We start from the raw sequence: 20845 nt of genomic DNA, 5'->3' as shown, positions 1-20845 counted from the left end.
GGGGAACGCGATGCACATTCAGACGCATGTCATGTCAGGTTGGTGCGTGGCGGATCTGTTCGATCTGACGCCGCGGGAACGCTTCTTTGCCATGATCGCCGCTGCCGCGGCGGATGTGGATGGGCTGGGCATCGTGGTCAGTTGGGAACTCTATGGCGAGTATCATCACGTGCTCGCCCACAATGCGGTCTTTGGAGTCTTGCTTGCCTCGGGGCTTGCGGCGTTTTCGAGGAAGCGGTTGCGCGCCTTGGGACTCTATCTGGTCCTTTATCATCTGCATTTGGTCCTCGACTACTACGGTTCGGGTCCGGGTTGGGGGATCGCCTACCTCTGGCCATTTTCAGAGAACTTATGGCTGTCTCCTGACGCCTGGGAACTCGCATCATGGCAAAACCTCGTCGCTGGTGTGATGCTGCTGGGCTGGACCTTGTGGATTGCCTTCCGGAAGCGTCGCACCCCCCTCGAATTCATCGCCCCGCAGTGGGATCAGCAAGTCGTCCGCACCCTTCGTCGCGAGAAGTGATGGGGCGCAGCGGTGAAGCGGGGCAGGCGCATTTTTTGCCGAGGCATTTTCAGCGGGGTTCTCAAGGCTTGCACTCGGATCGGGCGCTGGCAGGATGGCGCATGCCGAAACGCATCGCCATCTTCGGAGGCAGCTTCAATCCACCCGGGAATCACCACGCGGCCATCGCCGCCTGCCTGGCGCGCACGTTTGATGAGGTGCGGGTGATTCCCTGCGGCCCCCGGCCGGACAAGCCCGTGACCGGCAGCGTGCCGCCGGTCTATCGCGCGGCACTGGCGGATCTGGTGTTCGGCGGCTTGGCGAAGGTGGTGGTGGACCTCAGCGACTTCGAGCGGGACACCTTCACGCGAAATCATGAGCTGCAGTCGCGATTCGAGCGGGAAGGGGAGGTTTGGCACGTGGTGGGCGCGGATTTGATCGCGGGCGGCACCCGGGGCGCATCGCTGATCCAGCGTACCTGGGAGCGTGGTGCCGAATTGTGGCAGACGGCGAATTTCGCCGTGCTGAGGCGGCCGGGATTCGTGTTTGAGCGGGAGGATCTGCCGCCGCATGCGTGCGAGGTGGATCTGGTGGTGGAGGGGGCGAGCACGGAGATCCGGGAGAGGCTGGGGCGCGGCCAGAGCGTGGCGGGCATGCTGAACCCGCGGGCGCTGGCCTACATCGAGCGCTACGGGCTGTATCGGGCGCCGATTCCGGGCAACTGGGCGCGGGGATCCCTGCAACACGCGCGGTTTTTCCTGCAGACGGACGATTTGAATGTGAGGGCGCAGGAGTGGGGAGCGGGCCTGGCAGCGGAGCATGTGCCGGCTGCGGAGGCTGACTTCATCAGCGTCGTGGGCGGGGATGGAGCGATGCTGCGGAGCATCCGCGAGCACTGGAGATCGCGTCTGCCGTTTTTTGGCATCAACGCCGGGCACATCGGTTTCCTGATGAATGCGCCGGAGCAGGTGAGCGCGCAGTGTTTCCCGCCGGATGATGTCATTTTCCGCCAACTGCCGATGCTGTTCCTGGAATTCGAGGATGAGGACGGACGGCGGCGCATGGCGCACGGCTTCAATGACGCGTGGCTGGAGCGTGCGACGAGCCAGAGCGCCTGGCTGGAGGTGACCGTGAACGGCGTGAGCCGCATCCCGAAACTGGTCAGTGACGGGGCGCTGGTGGCGACTGCGGCTGGATCGACCGCGTATGCGCGCAGCATGGGGGCCTCGCCGCTGCTGGCGGACACACCAGCATGGCTGCTGGTGGGCTCGAACGTGCTGCAACCCTCGCACTGGCGCAGCGCCCTGCTTTCGCCTGACACGACGGTGGAGATCCGCTGCCTGGAGCCTGGAAAACGACCCGTGGAGGCCTTTGTGGACGGGCTGCCGATGGGACGCGTGGTGGCGCTGCACGCACGGCTGTCACGCGCGGCGGCGGCGGAGCTGGTCTTCTGCGCCAGTCATGACATGGCGGAAAAAATCGCCGCGATTCAATTTGGGGCCTGAAACAGATGATCGAAGCCTTTCAAAAAGACGAGCGCCTGCTGGAAGACATGGCCGCCGCCTCGGCGGATGAAAACACCCTGCACGTGTGGTGGCTGGGACAAAGCGGCTTTCTGGTTCAGTGGGCTGGAGAACGGCTCTTGTTTGATCCTTACCTGTCGGATTCGCTGACGAAGAAATATGCCGCCACCGACAAGCCGCATGTGCGGATGACGGAATGTTGCATCGATCCCGGCCGGTTGACGGGCATCAGCCGCGTGACTGCGAGTCATGTGCACACGGATCATCTGGATGGCGAGACGCTGGTGCCGCTCGCGCGGGCGAATCCGGGTTTCCGTCTCTACCTGCCGCATCCGATCATCGGAGAGGCGGAAAAGCGGCTGGGAAATGCGGAGGTGACGCTGTGCCCAATCGGCGATCGCGATTTTTACCAGGAAGGTGGCTGGGAGCTGCTGGGCGTCATCGCGAAGCACAATGAAGTGGTCCGCGACGAGCTGGGAAACTGCTTTTACACCGGATTTTTGGTGAAATGCGGCCCGTTCACGATCTACCACAGCGGTGACACGTTGTGGCATGACGACATTGTCACGGCCCTTCGCCAGCATCGCTGCGACATCGCCTTCCTGCCGATCAATGGCAACAAGCCGGAGCGGCGCGTGGCGGGCAATCTCAACGGCACCGAGGCAGCCGCGCTGGCGAAGGCGGGTGGCGTGGGCCTGGTGGTGCCATGCCATTACGACATGTTTGAGTTCAACACGGAGACACCGGACGAGTTCATCCGCAGCTGCGAACGGCTGGACCAGCCGTTCAAAGTGATGCGTTGCGGGGAGAAGATCGAATTATACTCGCAATCTGGCCGCGACTGACCTGTTCCGGCTTATTTCGCCACCGCTTGCCCGGCAGCCAGCCAGGCGTTGAAGCCGCCTTGAAGAAGGAGGATGTTTTTGAAGCCAAGCTTGTGCATTTCGATGGCGATGAGCTTCGCGCGGCCACCAATGGCGCAATAGAGAATGCAGGGCTTTGTTTTGTCGAGTTTCGAGAGGGCCTCGTGCGTGCGTTCCGTGTGAAAATAGTCGTGGTGGAGGGAATTGAGGATGTGGCCCCGGGTGCGGCGTTCGTCCTCAGTGCGCACGTCGATGATAACGGTATCCGTGTGATCAACGAGATAGCGGTCCACATCGGACGGAGCGATTTCGTGAACCTCAGCCGGAACGACGACTGGTGGCGGGCTTGGGGGCGTCTCAGCGGCAGACAACCAGGCGATGGATGGCAAAAACACGAAGACCTGGCGGCGGAAGAGATTCATGGAGCGGGGGCTGTCCGGGCGCTGACGTGATGATCCGTTTTGGCTGGCGTGGCAACGGATTTCACCGGCGGAAACTTCACGTCGTAATCGGTGATCCTGCCGTTGGCGTCGCAGACCAGACGCGGGCCTGGCTTGAAGCGGGCGGACGCGCAGCTCCATTCGGGTTTGAAGCCCTCGCAGGAGATGCCGCCTAGATCCAGGGCCGTGTGGAAGGTGCAACTGGCGCTGAATGGCGTCGCCAGATTCGCCTTCAAGGCCTGTGCCCTGGCTGTGTGCGCCTGCTCATACTGGGGCGAGAGCCACATGAGCATGGGCACTTCCACCACCTGACGCGTGATCATGCCGTGCATGAATTTGCCCAGCAGAGCCTTTGAGGTGTTCTCGCCGTGATCGGACACGTAGCAGAACCACGACGAGGCGTTCTGCGCCTTGAGGTCGTGGATAAGGTTGGCGAGCAGCGTGTCAGTGGCGCAAATGGTGTTGTCGTAGGAGTTCTGGGCCAGTTTGAGGTCTTTCGGATCGCTGGTGAGTCCGCTGGCAATGCGCAGCAGCGCTTTCATGACAGCTTGTTTTTCCGCAGGGAACCGAGCCTCCTTTGAACCGTAGCGGGCAGGGTAGGGGCCGTGGCTGCCAATGGCATGCACCACGATGAGCACTTTGGGTTCGTTTCGCTGCAGGACTTTGCGTACGAGGGGCAGCATGTTCATGTCGGAAGTCCCGGAGTAAGCTCCATCGCCGTAGGTGTCGAATTTTCCGCCTTTGAAGACAGCCTCGTTGGCATCTTCTGAGAAAAGCGATGTCACGGTGTCAAAAGTGCCGTGCTTGCGCTGGGCAGAAAGCCAGTAAACGCGGAAACCGGCCTGCCTGTAAGCAGAAAGAAGGCTCGGCTGTTGGGTTGCCTCAAGGACCTTGCCTGGCATCGTGGCGGTGACCAGGGCTGGCACCGCCGCCAGTGTCACAGTGGCTGTGCAGGCGACATCCCTGAAAGGCAGCAGACCTGGGGTTCGCTCCAGCAGCGGAGTCGTTTCGCGATCATAGCCATATAGCCCGAAGCAGCTCTTGGTGGCGCTCTCTCCGATGACCAGCATGTGCACCTGCCGCTGCTTTTCCTGGCGAAACTCGGGTTCTTGTTCGATCCGTAGGCTTGCCGTGAGGTCCTTGCGGTTTTGCACTCGAGCCCGCATGTCCCAGGCCTCGTAAGCACTGTATAAGGTTGAGCCAGGAAAGCTCGTCAGACAGCGCTGCTTGAAAGCGGCCACACAGACCGTGGGACCGTGGGCGGCCAGATCGTAGAGTGCCGGAACGACCAAGACAGACAGGATCAAGCTGCGTCCGGCCAGGCCAAAGCGGAAACTGGAAGGCACCCGGTTTTTCACCACCCAGACGTACAGCAACAGCAGCAACACTGTTCCCAGCATGGTGAGGATCGCCTGCATTTGGAAGGCGCTGATTTCTGTCTGGTTGGTCTCCAGAAGCGCCAGGAAAAGAAAGGTAGTGGGCAGATTCTGAATGGTCAGCAGGCAGGCTAGGCTTATGGGACCTAGCAAAAGCAGAGGGGTGGCCAGCCATAACACGCAGCGGGCTCTCATGCCGGCCACACATGCAGCCAACAGCAGGGCGGTGCTGAAAAGCAGCAGCTTGACGCTAAGCCAAGCAAATCCGGGAACCACACAGACGACAATTCCGGGCAGAAGTAACAAGGATGTGGCGATCAACACGGAGAGCCATGTCCGGTAGTCCCGACGGTATTCTGAGGTGATGTGGCGAATGGCACTAGTGAACCTATTCATATATTTAAAATAACAATAATAACAATAATATCAAGGGGAAGCGTGTATCTTGATACCTTCGCCCATCACGAGGGACGGTGATGGGCAAGCGTGTCAGCCAAAGGCAGCTTTTGGGGGCGATGTTGGTATTTAACGTAGCTTCGATGACACAAAAGCGGCGTCTGTTGCAGGCGAGGGAAGGAGAGGGCGCTAGCACTGGATCTGGAAAAAATAGAAATTGTAAAAAAGATGAAAAAAGATGTTGATGCATCTTTTGGAATTGCTATAAATACAAGAATTCGAGGCTGAACCACTCCACGAGAGGTTCGAATCGAACTACAACAGCCAAACACACCACAACAACACTATGAAAAACATCAAGCTCAACACCTCCCGCAAGGCTGGCTTCAGCCTCGTGGAAATGCTCGTCGTCATCGCCATCATCGGCATCATCGCCGCTATCGCGATCCCGAATATCGGCACGCTGAACGACAATGCTCGTGAAGCCGCCGCCAAGCGCAATGCCCAGACCATCGCCTCCGTGCTTAACGCCGCCATCGCTGCTGGCGTTGACACCAGCACCTGGACTTCCTCCAACCTCGTTTCGAACGCTGAAACCGGCGTGACGCCGGACGATGGTGCCTTCCAGAGCAAGCTGTTCACCTCCGGCCCGATCGACAACGACGAAGAAGACAAGGCTGCTGCTTACCTGAGCTGGGATGCCACCAACAAGCAGGTCAAGTACAACCCAGGGGACTAATAATCAGTCTGACTGACCCGTCGCCTGGCTCTGTGATTTGAAAGAACAGATTCGGACGATTCACGTCCGCCGGGGAGGTGACTCCCCGGCGGATTTTGCGCAAGAGGAAGCAACGCAAGGCTGCAAGTACATGAACGCGACATTTGTCAGCAGAAGAAAGGATGCATTCAGCTTCGTCGAGGTGATCTTCACGATCGCCATCATCGGCATCATGTCGTCTCTGGTCGTCAGCGCTATTTCCAATGTGTCGCGTGATGCGAACCGGGTCCTGGCCCGCCAGCAGCAAGCTTCTGTGCAGAGCGCCCTTACTTCCTGGGTGATGGCCCAGACTCGCGTGGGGTCCACCGCCCAGATGCGCAGTCTGGAAGACGTGCGCACCACATACAACGCCCTCGGCACCAGTTCCGCGCGCTTCAATCTCCTGGTTCCGAACGCGTCCTCCCCTGATCCCGGTATCCGCGCGGGATTCCTCGATCAGACGACTGCGGATCACTTCCTGGATTACACCACCGGCACCGACAAGCTGAAAACCGCCGCTTTGGAAAATGTGAAGCAGTACCTTTCGCTTCCGACCTGGCAGAGCGGCGATTTTCCGCGTGTGGACCTGGTCAACGAATGACCTCCTGACTGATTTTTTCATGAATGCCTCCGCCCATTACCCACGCTCTGCCAGACGAGGCTTCTCGTTGGTGGAGATGATGGCCTGCGTGTCCATCATCGGCATCATCGCCTTCATGGCGATTCCTTCCGTCACTCGGATGCGCAGTGACAGCGAGCGCAACCTGGCGATCGCACGCGCGGAGGCACTGAATTTGGCCCAGGCAAGTTACATCCAGGTGAACGGTCGCACGCAGGCCGCCCTGAACTGGGCCGCCTCATCCTCCGCCGAGGCGAAGTACACGCTGCTGCGCCCCTATTTGAGCTTCTCCGAGACGACGCTTGCCGCTTTCATGCCTTCCGGCTACGCGGTCACGTTTCCGCCTTCGATCACCTCCATGACGAAGGTGGCGCTCACGAGTCCGTCGAACACCCCCATCTACTACTGACGCACCTCCTGGCATGACTGCCTACGCTCACAGAGGTCTGAACCACCCCGTTTTCCTGCCACGGAGCAGGGCAGGGGGGTATTCTGTCAGCGAGTTGGTGATCGTGATCTCGATCATGGGGGTGCTTTGCGGCATCGCTGTAGGTTCGTTCAACCAGTTCCTTTCAGGAGGTAAGGACGCGCTGGCGGCTGAGAGGCAGGAGTTTCTCAACCAAGGGCTGCATCGTTTTGCCCAGCAGAACTACGAGCTGATCTTTGGATCCATGGAAAGCTCCGGCGGGGACGAGATGGCGGTCCTGCGCACGCTGCAATATCGCAATCCGGACGAGGACCGCGCGAAGATCGGCTCCCCGTACGTCGATCCTTGCTACAATCCCATTTCCACCAGCTCTGCGGACACTTACCGCCTGCGCTGGACCGGCCGGATGTATGAGCTGCTGAAGCCCGGCAAGACCGGCACGGGCATCCTGATGAATTTCGAAGGCACGGACTTCACCACGCCATTCGCGTTTCCACCGAATTTCCAGATGGCCGGACGCTGATCCTGCCACGCCTCCCATGCCTGCCGCCCTCCAGATTCCGGTCCCACCAACGCCACAATCCTTTGGCGGTGCGAGTAATCTGCCAAATTCGACAATTGAGGCCCGGCAGACCGCGATCCTGGCCATCCAGTCCATCGAGGGACTCGCGTTGCAGCATGGCATGCTGCCGATCACGCTGCTGCGCGAGAGCTGCTCTCCCGAGGCGGAGAGGCTGATCCGCAAACTGGGGCGCGTGCCTTACGTGGCCGATCCCTGGCTGCCGGTCACCACCATTGGGCCGCTGCTGGTGATGGCGCATCATAATCCCAGGGCAGGGGACCTCTGGGGCGTGCCGCCGTTTCTGACTCTGCGCGTGCTGGTCACGCAGGAACAGTATCAAAACACCCGCAAGGACCTCGTGCAGCGCTTCGGCCAGATGCCGATCTCGCAATCCAACGCGATGGAGCAGCTCCAGCCTCCGGTTTTTGCGGATCTGGGCCTGGAGGGCGCCTTCAACTGGCTGCTGGAAAAATATCCGTATGAACCGGCGGAGATCACGAAGCTCAAAGGCTTTTACGAAGCCCAGAAGGGCAAGACGGACAAGCTGGGCATCACCCATTTCAATGTGGTGCAGCGGAACATGGGCGTGGCGCTGCAGCACCTCGTCAGTGGAAACCGCACGCTGGTTTACAGCGCCAGCGAGGCACAGCGCCAGAATTTCTTCCCCATCCCGCTGCTGGAGCGCCACAGCGTCTATCCGCTTTACATCGGCAAGCATGTGGTGTTCATGCTCAGCGAGAGCAGCGATTGCTACGCGTTCGAGGATGAATGGCTGTCCATGGGCAATCCATCGATCAAGATCGTGCCGGTGCTGGCGGATCTGGCCAGCATCCGCGAGGCCATCAACCGTGCCGGCGCGACGTTCGATCCCAGCGCGGTGGCTTCGCTGGAAGGCGCGACGCTTTCCGTGGCCGACGACAGCACGGTGGTCGAGATCTCGCCCGAGGACATGGCCCGGGTGAATCCGCAGAATCCGAATCACGAAGCGGAACAGCTCGTGCAGTGGGCGCTGTTCACCGCCATCCGCTGCCGGGCCTCCGACTTGCATCTGGAGAAGTTCTACAGCTTCACGCGCTTCCGTGCCCGCATGGACGGCACAATGAAGACGATCATGACGGCGCCCGAGAGCCAGTTGAACCGTTTTGTCGCCCTGATCAAAAACTACGCCGGCATGAATCAGAGCCGCCAGGAGTGCCAGGACGGCCGCATGGCGCTCTCCATCGGCCGCCGTCGCGTGGATGTCCGTGTCGCCGCCGTGCCGACACGACGCGAGTTCCAGAAGGTGATCATGCGTTTCCTGGACAAGCAGGACGGCGTGAAGCGCCTCTCGGACTTCAATCTCGGCCAACGCCAGATCGACATCCTCACGCGGACCATGCAGCGCGACCAGGGACTTGTGCTCGTCACCGGTCCGACCGGTTCCGGTAAGACCACCACGCTCTACGCCCTGCTCAACAGCGTGAACGACGAGGGCGTGAACATCCAGACCATCGAGGACCCGATCGAATACGAGATCGAAGGGATCAACCAGACGCAGACGAACAACGCCCGTGGCCTCGATTTCGCGAACGGATTGCGGGCCCTGCTCCGTGCCGACCCGGACATCATCCTGATCGGTGAATCGCGCGACGCGGAAACCGCCATGGCTGCTGTGAATGCCTCGCTCACCGGCCACTTGGTGCTGACCACGCTGCATGCGAACGACTCCCTGCGTGCGGTGTCCCGCCTCATGTCCATGGGCGTTGAAAAGTACCTCCTGGCGGACTCGTTGGCCCTCAGCCAGGCGCAGCGCCTCGCCCGCCGTCTTTGCAACTACTGCAAGCAGCCCATGCAGGCACCGCAGGATGTGCAGGAGCTCATGGCAAAGCAGGCCGTCATCACCCAGCCGCTGACCACACCAATCTACAACGCCCGGGGTTGCGATGAGTGCCACGGCACAGGCTACGCCGGACGTGTGGCGCTCATGGAGCTCTGTGAGGTGAACAACGAACTGCGCGACCTCATCGAGGAGGGCGCTCCTCTCAGTGCCATGCGTGCCGCCGCGTTCAAGAACGGCTTCCGCTCTCTGTATCAGGAGGGCCTGCAGCAGGTGATCGGCGGCCACACCTCCCTGGAGGAGATCAAGTGCCTCAGCTACACCGCCATGTGACACGCGCCATGCCTTCAGCCTTCAACCCTTCCACCGCCGCCATGTCTCCGACCACCCAGCTCCTGCCGCGTGAATTTGCCTCGCGTGCCATCATGCGCGTGCTCGTCATCGATGACGAGCCGCACGTCCTTGCCGTGGGCAAGGCGATGCTCGAGGCCCATGGATTCGAGGCCGTCATGGCCCACAGTGGCGAGGAGGCGCTCGAACTCGTGCGCGTCGGCGTTGAGGAGGGCCGCCGCTTCACCTCAGCCATCCTCGATCTGACCATGCCCGGTGGAGCGTCTGGATTCGAAGTGCTCGAATGGCTACGGGCCTGTGATCCGCAACTCCCCGTCATCGCCTGCAGTGGTTACTTCCAGGAGGATGTGCGCGATCTCTGTCAGGCCATCGGCTTTGTCGATGTGCTGCCCAAGCCCTTCACTCTCGAAAGCCTCAGCCTCGCCGTGCGCCGTGCCATGGTGCAGGACGCCGAGGCTGCCACCATCCCGGCCGCCATGGCGATGTCATGAAGTTCAACTTCCAGATCGCCAACCGCTTCACGCTCCTGGGCATGTTTGCCGTCCTGGTGGGCGCTGGTGCGACTGCAGCTGGCTTTGTCTGGCAGGAGTTCATCACCCTGCGCTTCGTCCAGAGCTCCTACCTGGGAGCGGCTGCGCTGGCTGGGCAGATGGAGCTGAATCGCCAGGCCCTGACTGAAGGAGAGATCACTGGTGTCGCCCCGTTGAACTGGGAAAACGAGACCCGGATGCGGATGCGCCTGCAGACCGTGGAGATTCCGCCAGCATTGCAATCTTTGGGCCTGCAGGTCGAGGTCGTGGCCCCCAGTCAAGCAAAGGACGGCAGGGGGGCTCCCGTGGTCAAATCTCCTCCTATCGCGATCCTTCCCATCTGCGAACGCTGCATAGCCATGGAGCCACCGCCGGATCACATGGACAACCTTATCTACCGGGTGATGGCAGGCAGCACGCTGGTCATGGATGACACCAGCGACTCGCGGCAGCTCGAGTTCAACGGCAACGACCACTGGCTCATCAGCGCCGCGCCGCTCTACGGCCGCGACGGCCACGTGGCCGGTGCGTTCATCGCCCGCCAGCCGCTGGTCCAGTTCCGGCACTTGGTGAACACGCAGCGTCTTATGGTGCCCATCCTGGGCACCTGCATCGGCATTGTCTTCGCCGTCTTCAGCTTCTACCTCGTCGGCCGTGCCATCACCAAGAAGACCCGTGCCCTCATCGACGCCTTCCGCGCCATGCGGGCCGGCAATCTCAATGTGCGCGTCCCCGCACGCGGTCTTGATGACCTGGACGTCCTCCAGGAGGAGTTCAACTCCATGATCTCCCACGTCCAGGAGGACGATCACCGCAAGCACACCCTTCTCATCGAATACGAGGCCGCCAAACGCCAGGCGGAGACCGCCACCGCCGCCAAGGGCAATTTCCTCGCCAACATGAGCCACGAGATCCGGACACCGATGAACGGCATCATCGGCACCACCTCGCTGCTCATCGAAATGGGCCTCGATGCCGAGCAGGAGGAGCTCGTCCGCATGATCCGCTCCTCCGGCGAGTCCCTCCTGCACGTCATCAATGACATTCTCGACTTCTCCAAGCTCGAATCCGCCAAGATGGACATCGAAAAGCTGCCCGTGGACGTCGAAAAGCTCCTCAGCGAGACCACCGACGTCTTCACCCACAAGGCCGCGGAGAAAAACATCGAGCTCAACGTCCACATCGACCCCGCCCTCCCGCGCAAGGTCATGGGCGACTTCCAGCGCATCAAGCAGATCCTCGTCAACCTCGTCGGCAACGCCATCAAGTTCACTGAGAAGGGCGAGATCCTCCTCCTCGTGCGCCAGGTTTCCCGCCAGACACCCCAGGGGGACAAAACGCTCCTCCATTTCTCCGTCCGCGACACCGGCATCGGCATTCCTGCCGAAAAGATCGGCCAGCTCTTCCAGGCCTTCAATCAGGCCGACTCCTCCACCACCCGCAAATATGGCGGCACCGGCCTCGGCCTCGCCATCTCAAAGAAACTCGTCAAGCTCATGCACGGCGAGATCAGCGTCGTCAGCGAGGAAGGGAAGGGGTCCGACTTCTTCTTCGAGCTGCCCCTCGTCGTGGCTCCTGATGACGAATCGCGGGAAGAAGAAATCGCCTGGATGGATGTCGTCAAGGGACGCCCCGTCGTCATCCACAGCACTCATCCCACCACGCTCCAGGTGTTGAACCAGTCCCTCCAACAGTGGGGCATGATCATCACCGTCCTGCGAGATCGCTCCATGGAGGAGCTCGATCACGTGCTGGAGGAGGCCGGGCTGTTCATTCTCGATGTCTCCCGCATGCGTCAGGAGGACGCCATGCCCATGCTCAATGCCGCCGCCATGCGCGGCACGGCCGTCGTCACCATCATGCCCATCACCAGCGCCAAGCTGGACCGCGACCGCTGCGCCCCGCCCCCGGGCAGCCGTCATACCCGCCTGTCCAAGCCGCTGAAGCGTCGTGAACTCCTCCGCACCATGGCCGAACTCTACCGCATGCCCCGGCGCGTCGTGCTCGCCCCCATGGTCACCGCACCGGCTGCCCCGGTGCCAGTCAATGCCTTCGCCAGCCCGGCTCCGCAGACTGCCCTGCCCGGCATGCCGGTGCTCCGTCCGGCTACCACCCCGGTGGCCCAGTTCCAGCCGGCCGTCCCGCCGATGATGCCGATGGCCGTCCCCATGGCCCAGGGCTTCCATCAGCCCCCCCCCGTGGGCCAGCCGATGTTTGCCCCCCAGATGATGCAGCCAGCGATGGCCCAGCAGCCGATGTTTGTTCCGCAGATGCAACCGGTCCCGCCTGCCATGCCTCCGCAGCCTATGTTCGCCTCCCCACAGCCCCTGGCGGCCACCTTCTCCGCCCAATCGGTGCTGGAAACGCCACCGCCGCCGCCAGCCGTCGTCATGTCGGAGCACGGTGCCGCCAGAGCCGCCGCTGGCGGCCACGATGTGCACGTCTCCAGTGCCACCAATCGCGCCATCGCCAAGGCCGCCCGGTCCGAGGCGGAAAACTTCGCCAGCCAGAACCCCGCCCGCATCCTCCTTGTCGAGGATCAGCCGCTCAATCAGAAGATTGCCACCATGTTGCTCCAGCGGCTCGGCTACGCCAAGGTGGACATCGCCAACAATGGTGAGGAGGCCGTCTCCATGGTGGCCGCAGGCGGTTACGACATCGTCTTCATGGATCTCCAGATGCCCGTCATGGGTGGGGTGGAGGCCACCCGCCGCATCCGCGGAAACTTCCAGCTCAAGCACCAGCCGGCCATCATCGCCATGACCGGCCACGCCCTCACGGGCGTCAAGGAAGAGTGCCGCGAGTGCGGGATGAACGCCTTCCTCACCAAGCCGGTCTCGCTCGACGACTTCCGAAGGGTCATCCCCCCGGCCCTCGCTGTCGAGGCCTCCCAAATCCCGATGACACTGTGAGGTGATGTAACGCTTCCACCGTGATATTGCCGTGGCTCTTCCTGCACGTGGCGGAACGCACCTCCCCACAGACATGGAGCGGTGTTCACAGGGGCAAAGCGAGGCACTTTGTCGAAAAGAAACAGGTTGTCCGTTGCTGCTGATTGAGAATAACGCACCAATCATTTCTACATCGGCAATAGCAGCTTTAAGTAACGTTGATCGCCTTTCTCATATCAAACGAATCAGACTTGCCAGTTCCGGGCGTCTTCATCCGTGCGGTGGCAACTGCCAATAGGCCGAGATCACATCTTCGTTTCGTGTCTCGCTGAAAATGTAACGCCATAAACGTTGACTTGCCGTTTCGATTAGCGTGTGCCATCACTCGCGTGCCATGCGCCGTCCTTGGATTAAAATCGAAACCGCCACACCCGACAAACCTGAAATCTGCGCTATCGCCACCTCCCTGCGGATGGATCCCGACGCCGTTCTCGGCAAGCTGGTTCGTCTGTGGTCCTGGGTCGAGGTGAACCGCGTCTCTGCTAACGATCTCGGCGTCACACGGGAGTTTCTCGACAAACTGGTCGGGCGGAAGGGTTTCGCCTCCGCCTTGGTCGCCTGCGGCTGGCTCAGCGACGCTGAAGGCCGGCTGGGGCTTCCCAATCTCGACCGCCACAACGGCGGCAGCGCCAAAGTCCGCGCCCTCACCGCCCAAAGGGTCGCCCTCCATCGACAGAGGAAACAGATTGCCTCGCTTTCGAGCGTTTCAGGGCCGTTAGATCCCGATGTAACGTCCAGCGATGCCACCTCGGAATTCAATGACGCGAAAATCGTATCAACCACCGATAAATCATTGGTGAACCAAAGTGAACACCAAACTGTAGATGACTTGGATGTAGTGGGCAAAGCCGTTACATCGGTCGAAGAGATGGTGGTTGTTCACAGTCCGGATGCGCCCCCCTTGGGCAACCTTTCTGCCGACGAATTCCTGGCTGGCGATGTTCCACGATTCGAAGAAGTTGACTCCCCGGTCTCCGCCCCGCCGCCGGTCGAACCTCCTGCCCCAGCTCCGGTTGAACCGCCTGTCCAGGAAGCCCTTCAGGAAACGCCCTCCATCGAGCCTCCCCCGCCTCGGGTCCTGGGCGGTTCGGCCGATCTCCCTGCCGACACTCCGCTGTCCGAAGAACCCTCGAGCCGCAAGCGCCGCTCCCGTCCCACCCCCGAACCGAATCCCGACCAGCCTCTTCTCTTCTAACGAGCCTAAAAGCAGTTGCCCTGGCTTGCTTCAAAGGCTGTGGGGTGCCACGGACGCGCTGCTACTCATCCGGGCAGGCTGGTGTTGTGGATGAAGAACGGGCCCCTCGTTCGCTTTGCGAACCCGTGGCTCCGCTGAGATCTACCGCATATCTCACATTCGTACCTCAGGCGGACACAGGCTGTGTGGGAGCGCCTCAGGTGGCTCGGCGTTCCGAGTCGGGAACATCGCGATGCGGTTTCCGCGCGACATTTCCGCCGCGCAGTCTCGTCCATGTGAGAAAAGCAGGCCCGAAAACTGAACTGGATGCTAGACTTACAGCGGTGGTTTCGGGAGCATGGCGATGGCGACAAGAACCTTGGACAGTTTCATGCCGAGGCGGATGGCGATCATCTCAGGGCTTTTGCCCAGGACGAAAAGTCGCTGAACTTCTTTCTCACGTGGAGTGGGCGGTTTGGCGTTCATGGGGACTGTGACAGACACTCCAGCGACGGCGGTGTTCATTTGCATGGCCGACGGCGGTGGATTTTCACCGGAATCTCCCGGTGGCACGGTCTCGCGAGGTGGTAAGGGGGTTGCTCTTGAGGCCGTCCTGAAGTTATTACTCATTTGCCTCTAAACGCCTGAAGATTTGTTCAGGTAGGCGCGTTGACTTGGTCCCTGCCATGAAACAAAGCCTTGAAACCATTGAACTGGCAGCGTTGCGCATTGCCACGGACTCCCAGCTGCCGGACAGCACTGCCCGACACCTCAATGTGCTGTTGAAATCCCTGGTCTTCGTTCTGAACCGCCACACGCAGGAAATCGAAAGGCTGCATGCCACCGTGCAGAAGATGCAGGGGGTGTGAATGGAAATGGCAGCCTCACAGCCCGAGACCGACGATCACGTCATCCAGGCATTTGAGAGCGCACGCCGCCACCTCTTTTTTCAGCCGTGACTTCTGGACTGAAGGCATCTGTCCCCAGGGCGTGACGAAGGGCATCTGACCAGAGGGCAAGCTATGCAATCCGCCCTTTTTCTGGATGGCGGCACCTAGCCGCTTGCCGGTGGCGAGGGAATAAGCGTGAGCGCGAACCGGGGCAAACACAAAGGTGCAGTCAATGTGCGAGCCAAGGGCGGGATTCATCGCATTGACCTGGCACATGCCGTAACCGCTGAGAAGCCGCAACGCGCCAACCGGGAGAGGTTGCACGCCATCGGTAAGGAACAGGACGGAGTCCGCGTCGGTGATGGCGAGTTGTTTGAGGGCGTCATCGATCTTGAGTTCATTGATGCCGCGAAGTTCCAGGGCATTGCCCGGCTTGTAGCCTGCGATGGCGTAAACCCTGGAACGCAGAGCGTCCCCGCCGGCACGAGCCTGAATGCCACGGGATCGCAGACGCTGAACTGCGGCTGTCTCCAGTGTCTGGTCAAGTTGCCACTCGGGAACCTTTGGGAAGTAGGCAGGCCCGGACAGCACTTGGCTCATCATGGATTGTATGCGTGCTTCTGTTCCAACGACTGCGATGACCACCGGACGTGTGAACGTCTGCTGACGGTCAGGAATTGGATGAGTAGTGATGCAGCTTGAGAGCAGCGCAGCGATGAGCGACAAGACGTGGCGTGATACATTCATGGCGATTCGGGTGGATCGCCTGAGAGTCTGACGGCTTGTCATCTCTATTGTAAAGACTGATCCTGCCGATTACAAACTCGAAGGGCAGCACTGCCCTGCACGGCACCGGAACGTGGTCTTCGTCACTCGCCCGGCATTTTTTCTGTCGGCCAGGTCTCCACCCACGGCAGGCCGTAGGCGTTCAGATCGGCCATGAAGGGATCGGGATTGAGCTGCTCGACGTTCCAGACGCCGGGCTGGCGATACTCCGATGGATTCGTGAGGAGCTGACGAGCCGCGATCATCGCAGGAACGCCGGTGGTGTAGCTCACGCCCTGCGAATTCGTCTCCTTGTAGCACTCTTGATGGTCGCAGATGTTATAGACGTAGTAGCGCTTCGGCTGGCCGTCTTTGCCGGTGCCTTCGATCCAGTTGCCGATGCAGGTCTTGCCCTTCGTGTCAGGGCCGAGCGTGCCGGGCTCTGGCAGCAGCGTCTTGAGGAACTCAATGGGGATGATGTCCACGCCCTTGTGCTTCACCGGATGGATGCCGGTCATGCCGACATTCACGAGCACTTCCATGTGCTTGATGTAAGCATCGCCAAAGGTCATCCAGAAACGCGCACGGCGCATCGGGATGTGCTTCGTGAGGCTCTCCAGCTCCTCGTGGTAGAGGCAGTAGATGTTCTTCGGGCCGATGCCGTCCGGGAAGGGGAAGCTGCGCTTGATCTCCAGTGGCTTCGTTTCCACCCAAGCGCCGTTTTCCCAGTAGCGACCATTCGCGGTGACTTCGCGCAGGTTGATCTCGGGATTGAAATTGGTCGCGAAGGCCTTGCCGTGATCGCCCGCATTGCAGTCGAGGATGTCGAGCGTGTCGATCTTCGAGAAGTGGTGCTTCATCGCATAGGCGGTGTACACATTCGTCACGCCCGGGTCAAAGCCGCAGCCGAGCAGCGCGGTGAGGCCAGCGGCTTTGAATTTCTCCTGATAGGCCCACTGCCAGTGGTATTCGAACTTCGCCACGTCACGCGGCTCATAGTTCGCGGTGTCGATGTAGTGCACGCCGGCCTCCAGGCATGCATCCATGATGGTGAGGTCCTGATAAGGCAGCGCCACATTGATGACGACTTCCGGTTTGAAGCTCTTTAGCAGCTTCACCAACTCCGGCACATTGTCTGCATCGACTCCGGCAGTCTGGATCGGGCGCTTCAACTCCGCGGCAATGCCATCGCACTTCGCCTTCGTGCGGCTGGCCAGCATGATCTCACCGAAAACGTCGGGAAGCTGGGCACATTTGTGGGTGACGACTCGGCCGACGCCGCCGGCTCCGATGATGAGAACTCTGTGGGACATGGAAGGAATACGAATGACGAAACGATGAAGGCGGCGAGTCTAGCAGGCATGCGGGGAATGCAAGCGACGGAACGTGTGCAAAAAGGCTGCTCCATTCACCAGCGCGGCTCGGCGTGGAGCGCGGAGGTCAGGTCAATCGGGAATGACGGGGCCTGCTGCACAGGAATGGATGCTGTGGTGCCCATCAAACGTTGGCAGAGACCACGGACGGCGGGCAGGGCCTCGCTGCTCTGACAACGCACCATCAGAAGGCGGCCCTGGGACACCGGGCGAAGGTAAATGACCCCGTTGTGATGCTGCTGGAGGATTTCGAGGCAGTCCCCCTGACCGGAGCGACGGCCCACCTCTGCTGCGGCGGAGAGCGTGGCATGAGCTAGGACGAGCACGGCCATGTCCGGCGGTGGCAGGCCGCCTGCGCCTCCAAGCAACCGGCCCGCGTCATCAGCCACGACAGCTTGCAGCACGCCGGGCAGGGCGGTGAAAGCGGAGAGTTCCACGTTCAGGAGCATCAGGCGGCGAGCGCGTGCGTGGGGAGTTCATCCGGGCTCCTCGCGCCGGCATCGGCAGCCGTGCGCAGCCGGAACTGGTGCAACACCGCCTGGGAGATGGCATTGAGCGTGGCGAGCACGTTGCGTCCGCTGCGTGCATCGGCCTCGAAGCTGAGGAAGGGCGTGGGCCGGTTGTTGAAGAGGTACTCCAGGTATTCGACCGGGGCGGCGTTCGGCAGGTCACGCTTGTTGTATTGCAGCACGATGGGCAGGCGGTCGAGCGAGCCGCCGTTCATGCGCAGGTTGGCATCCAGACTCTGCAACGATTGCAGATTGTCCCTCTGACGGTCCATCTGCGAGTCGGCGACAAAAACGACGCCGTCGGCCTGGCGCAGCACGAGTTGCAGCGTGGCATTGTAGGTCACCTGACCGGGGACGGTGTAAAGGTGAAACGTGGTCTTGTAGCCGGGGAGCGCGTCGGCTTCGACCGAGAGGAAATCGAAGAACAAGGTGCGGTCTTGCGCGGTGGAGAGGGACACGAGGTCGCTGCGGCCGCCGGGGTCCAGCTTGGCATGGATTTGCTGGAGGTTGGTGGTCTTGCCACTGAGCGGCGTTCCGCAATAGACGATTTTGAAGCTGATCGTGTGATCGTCGTGATTGATGCTGGGCATGAGCGGGGACGCGGTTCGCTGTTCTCAGTTCACAGTTTTAAGGGAGCCGGTGACATATGGAAAGCCTGGAATGGGGCTGCCGGAGAGTGCAAACCGGGAACCGCTCCCGGTCAACCCAGCATGCGGGCGAGTTCACGGGAGATCAGGGTGATCTTGTCCCGCAGGCCGGTGGAGGGCTCATCATCATGCAGCACGGCGACGGTGGTGCTGCCTGGGAAGCAGAAGGTCAGCAGCCTGCCCCCGGCGTTGAGGGTGAAGGTTTCCGCCCCCTCGATGCCGATGAGGGGTGCGAGACCGCGCAACTGGCGGGCGATGTCGGGGGCCTGACGCTGGAACTCAGCGGCGTCTGGCTTCGCAGGATGTGCATGACTGAGCACGTGCGAGCCGTGGAGGCACACGCAGGCACTGAGGCCGGCCTGGGAGGCCAGAAGCTCGACCACGCGAGGCGCGGAGAGGTCTTCCTCCGTGCCGAGCAGGGCGCGGAGCAGCAGTTGGTCCGTCTGCGTGTCCAGTGGTGCCAGACCGAGGAAGGAGTGCTTCACGGCGGCCATTTTGGCTGGTGTGGCAGAGGTTGCAGGCACTGCTGCGGACGGCTTCGGCTCAGGAGCGGCTTTGATCGCGGCCGGCTGGGCAAAAAGAGGTGCGCTGGGCACCGGCACGGCCACAGGAGGGCTGAAAAGTCCACGCGTCGCAGGGGCGGCGGCGGGCGGCGACACAGGAAGCTCGTCCAGCGCCGGAGCGAAGGCAGGCGATGGCTTGAACGCGTCGGCTGGCGGAATTGGGGCTGGCATCCTTGCCTCCGGGGCTGGAGCAAAGGCGCTCATCGGCTCCGGTGGCGCAAACTGGCCGAGCAATTGTGCGCTGCTGAAACCCGATTCCACTGGCGGCTTCGGAGCGGGAGCGGGTGTCAATGAGGCGAACGGATCGAACGGCTTCGCAGCAGGCACCAAAGGTGAGGTTAATTGTGCCGCCGGCTGTCCAGATGGTGGTGGTGAGCCGAACGTTTGGAACGCACCCGCCAGCGGTTGGGACGGGACACGCTGGGCGGAGTCTGGAGCAGGTGAGAACAACGACGGGGACGGATTTGCCTGCGGCGGCGTCTGGAGCGACGGCTCGACGGGTGCCGGCGGCGGATTGAACGCGGCGGTGCCCGCTGCCACGGCGGCTGGCGGCATGGGGGTGCCAAAGGCCGAGACGGGAGCCGATGGAACGGTTGGCTGGTTTTGGGCAAACGGATTCAGCGCAGCACCAAACTTCGGAGCGAACGGGGTGGAAGGCGACGGAGCCGGAGCGGTGGGTTCTGCCGCAGGAGTGAGTGCCTGTGCCGTGGCAAACACTGACAATGGATGTGAACTCGCAGGCTGTGGCGGCGCGACAGTCTGCATCGGCGGGCTGCCGAAAGTCGGGGCGGGTGAGCCGGGCTCAACACGGTTCACCTGACCGGTGGGTCCTCCGGGCTGGATGACGAAGGCGTTGCTTGCCGGAGCCGCCGGGCGCGGGCTGCTTTCCGCCGGGGCCGGACTGCCAAACGGCGAAGCAGCGGCGGGTGTCGCCGATGTGGCGCTGGTGAGGGCATGGAACACCTCGTTCTGCGGCAATTTGACCGGAAAATCGCGTTTTGCCGTGGCGAGCGTGTTGCGGAATCCGACATCCGAGATCGCGTCGATAAGTGCGCCGAGCTGCAGGGTTACGCTGCCGGTGGATAATTGCTCGTTCAAGGTGTTGACCGGAATGTTCGCGGTGATCCAGGCGGGGGCCATGACCGGGTTGAAGCCCAGTTCCTCGACGCTGTAGCCATTCAACACCGCCGCGAAGCCCAGTTTGGCCACGCCTGATGCGGAAGGTGCGCTCGCTCCCATGGCGGGCGGCTGGCCAAATCCCTGCGGCGGTTGAGCGGCAGCCGGTGGCTGGGCGAAGGCCTGTGCCTGCATGGGAGGCGGCGATGAATCGCTGGCTGCGACTGCGAACAACGAGCCTCCAGGTGCTCCCTGTGCCGCTGGTGGAGTCATGACCGGCGTGGAGGCCATTTCGTGGGACTTTGGCGTGAAAAGACTGCTCAATGAGGCCCGCGGAGGCTCCGCAGTGGCCTGCGCTGGCGATGAAATCGGGGGCGGAGCCGCTGCGGCGAACGGAGAGGCCCCAGGCGCTGGTGGGACGGTCGCGAACGGTGACGCGGCAGGCGGAGATGCCACAAAGGGTGACGCTGGAGCAGCCGACGCGGGGGCGGCACCAAAAGGCGATCCGCCCATGGCGGGAAACATTGAATTTTGCGGTGCAGCAACCGGTGCTGGCGGGGGGGCGGCCGCCAGCGCAAAGGGACTGGGTGCCGCAGCCGCCGCGCTTTCTGCTTTGACCCCAAATGGGCTGGCGGGAGGGGCTTCGGCCGTCGGCTTGATGGCGAACGGAGATGCCGCTGGCGGTGGGGGGGCTT

20 protein-coding genes and 1 pseudogene are annotated in these 20845 nt (G+C 61.7%); 13 read left to right on the top strand and 8 right to left on the bottom strand.

What is annotated here, in order from left to right; translation table 11 throughout:
- The first annotated feature begins 10 nt into the window (after positions 1 to 10).
- The 3 genes from IAE77_RS02145 to IAE77_RS02135 all read left to right on the top strand — a co-directional run bounded on the left by IAE77_RS02145 (position 11) and on the right by IAE77_RS02135 (position 2870).
- Positions 11 to 523 carry a metal-dependent hydrolase gene (locus IAE77_RS02145; protein ID WP_294221111.1) on the top strand — a complete coding sequence of 171 codons (513 nt, stop codon included), beginning with the start codon at positions 11 to 13 and terminating at the stop codon, positions 521 to 523.
- Positions 524 to 624: 101 nt separating this feature from the next.
- Positions 625 to 2007 (top strand): NAD(+)/NADH kinase, encoded by a 1383-nt coding sequence (locus IAE77_RS02140; RefSeq protein ID WP_294221108.1) that lies wholly within the window; start codon positions 625 to 627, stop codon positions 2005 to 2007.
- A 5-nt stretch (positions 2008 to 2012) separates the two neighbouring features.
- The gene (locus IAE77_RS02135; protein ID WP_294221105.1) at positions 2013 to 2870 is read left to right on the top strand and encodes an MBL fold metallo-hydrolase; all 858 of its coding nucleotides are present in this window, start codon (positions 2013 to 2015) and stop codon (positions 2868 to 2870) included.
- 11 nt (positions 2871 to 2881) lie between these two features.
- Here the strand turns inward: IAE77_RS02135 and IAE77_RS02130 are convergent, their stop codons facing one another.
- The gene (locus IAE77_RS02130; RefSeq protein WP_294221104.1) at positions 2882 to 3310 is read right to left on the bottom strand and encodes a rhodanese-like domain-containing protein; all 429 of its coding nucleotides are present in this window, start codon (positions 3308 to 3310) and stop codon (positions 2882 to 2884) included.
- Positions 3307 to 4899, bottom strand: coding sequence for a phosphoethanolamine transferase (locus IAE77_RS02125; RefSeq protein WP_294221101.1), 1593 nt, complete (start codon positions 4897 to 4899; stop codon positions 3307 to 3309). The genes IAE77_RS02130 and IAE77_RS02125 overlap by 4 nt, the downstream gene beginning before the upstream one ends.
- A 547-nt stretch (positions 4900 to 5446) precedes the next feature.
- Between IAE77_RS02125 and IAE77_RS02120 the strand changes: the two genes are divergently transcribed.
- The 8 genes from IAE77_RS02120 (at position 5447) to IAE77_RS02085 (ending at position 14308) form a co-directional block, all read left to right on the top strand.
- On the top strand, positions 5447 to 5839 hold the full coding sequence (locus IAE77_RS02120) for a prepilin-type N-terminal cleavage/methylation domain-containing protein (protein ID WP_294221098.1): 393 nt from the start codon (positions 5447 to 5449) through the stop codon (positions 5837 to 5839).
- Between the two features lie 37 nt (positions 5840 to 5876).
- Complete coding sequence (locus IAE77_RS02115) at positions 5877 to 6458, top strand: type II secretion system protein (RefSeq protein WP_294221094.1); 582 nt, start codon at positions 5877 to 5879, stop codon at positions 6456 to 6458.
- 19 nt (positions 6459 to 6477) lie between these two features.
- Positions 6478 to 6885 carry a type II secretion system protein gene (locus tag IAE77_RS02110; RefSeq protein ID WP_294221091.1) on the top strand — a complete coding sequence of 136 codons (408 nt, stop codon included), beginning with the start codon at positions 6478 to 6480 and terminating at the stop codon, positions 6883 to 6885.
- A gap of 13 nt (positions 6886 to 6898) precedes the next feature.
- Positions 6899 to 7426 (top strand): type II secretion system protein, encoded by a 528-nt coding sequence (locus IAE77_RS02105; RefSeq protein ID WP_294221089.1) that lies wholly within the window; start codon positions 6899 to 6901, stop codon positions 7424 to 7426.
- A gap of 16 nt (positions 7427 to 7442) precedes the next feature.
- On the top strand, positions 7443 to 9614 hold the full coding sequence (locus tag IAE77_RS02100; RefSeq protein ID WP_294221086.1) for a GspE/PulE family protein: 2172 nt from the start codon (positions 7443 to 7445) through the stop codon (positions 9612 to 9614).
- Positions 9615 to 9655: 41 nt separating this feature from the next.
- Positions 9656 to 10123 (top strand): response regulator, encoded by a 468-nt coding sequence (locus IAE77_RS02095; protein ID WP_294221083.1) that lies wholly within the window; start codon positions 9656 to 9658, stop codon positions 10121 to 10123.
- Positions 10120 to 13074 carry an ATP-binding protein gene (locus IAE77_RS02090; RefSeq protein WP_294221080.1) on the top strand — a complete coding sequence of 985 codons (2955 nt, stop codon included), beginning with the start codon at positions 10120 to 10122 and terminating at the stop codon, positions 13072 to 13074. Before IAE77_RS02095 ends, IAE77_RS02090 begins: the two co-directional genes overlap by 4 nt.
- A 373-nt stretch (positions 13075 to 13447) precedes the next feature.
- Positions 13448 to 14308 carry a hypothetical protein gene (locus IAE77_RS02085; protein WP_294221078.1) on the top strand — a complete coding sequence of 287 codons (861 nt, stop codon included), beginning with the start codon at positions 13448 to 13450 and terminating at the stop codon, positions 14306 to 14308.
- Between the two features lie 315 nt (positions 14309 to 14623).
- Here IAE77_RS02085 and IAE77_RS02080 read toward each other — a convergent pair whose 3' ends face one another.
- Complete coding sequence (locus IAE77_RS02080) at positions 14624 to 14773, bottom strand: helix-turn-helix transcriptional regulator (protein ID WP_294221076.1); 150 nt, start codon at positions 14771 to 14773, stop codon at positions 14624 to 14626.
- A gap of 200 nt (positions 14774 to 14973) precedes the next feature.
- On the opposite strand from IAE77_RS02080, the gene IAE77_RS02075 reads away from it, so the two are divergent.
- Positions 14974 to 15156: a hypothetical protein gene (locus IAE77_RS02075; protein WP_294221074.1), complete on the top strand. Its 183-nt coding sequence runs from the start codon at positions 14974 to 14976 to the stop codon at positions 15154 to 15156.
- Positions 15157 to 15171: 15 nt separating this feature from the next.
- Here IAE77_RS02075 and IAE77_RS02070 read toward each other — a convergent pair whose 3' ends face one another.
- The 5 genes from IAE77_RS02070 to IAE77_RS02050 form a co-directional block, all read right to left on the bottom strand.
- Entirely contained in the window at positions 15172 to 15780 is a 609-nt protein-coding gene (locus IAE77_RS02070) for a hypothetical protein (protein WP_294221071.1), read from the bottom strand.
- 266 nt (positions 15781 to 16046) lie between these two features.
- Positions 16047 to 17255: a saccharopine dehydrogenase family protein gene (locus IAE77_RS02065; RefSeq protein ID WP_294221068.1), complete on the bottom strand. Its 1209-nt coding sequence runs from the start codon at positions 17253 to 17255 to the stop codon at positions 16047 to 16049.
- A gap of 95 nt (positions 17256 to 17350) precedes the next feature.
- Positions 17351 to 17764, bottom strand: a complete 414-nt coding sequence (locus tag IAE77_RS02060; protein WP_294221064.1) for a roadblock/LC7 domain-containing protein — start codon at positions 17762 to 17764, stop codon at positions 17351 to 17353.
- Positions 17764 to 18414, bottom strand: a complete 651-nt coding sequence (locus IAE77_RS02055) for a GTPase domain-containing protein (protein WP_294221062.1) — start codon at positions 18412 to 18414, stop codon at positions 17764 to 17766. Before IAE77_RS02055 ends, IAE77_RS02060 begins: the two co-directional genes overlap by 1 nt.
- A 110-nt stretch (positions 18415 to 18524) precedes the next feature.
- A complete protein-coding gene (locus tag IAE77_RS02050) occupies positions 18525 to 20423 on the bottom strand; it encodes a hypothetical protein (protein WP_294221059.1) in 1899 nt (632 codons plus the stop codon).
- Between IAE77_RS02050 and IAE77_RS02045 the strand changes: the two are divergent.
- A pseudogene (locus IAE77_RS02045) lies at positions 20422 to 20845 on the top strand (hypothetical protein); the annotation flags it as partial. The gene IAE77_RS02050 and the pseudogene IAE77_RS02045 overlap by 2 nt on opposite strands.

This window comes from Prosthecobacter sp. (assembly GCF_014879935.1).
In the GTDB taxonomy this organism is placed as follows: Bacteria; Verrucomicrobiota; Verrucomicrobiia; order Verrucomicrobiales; family Verrucomicrobiaceae; genus Prosthecobacter.
Note: the sequence above shows the minus strand (reverse complement) of the source record. Positions and strands in the feature narration are given on the sequence as shown.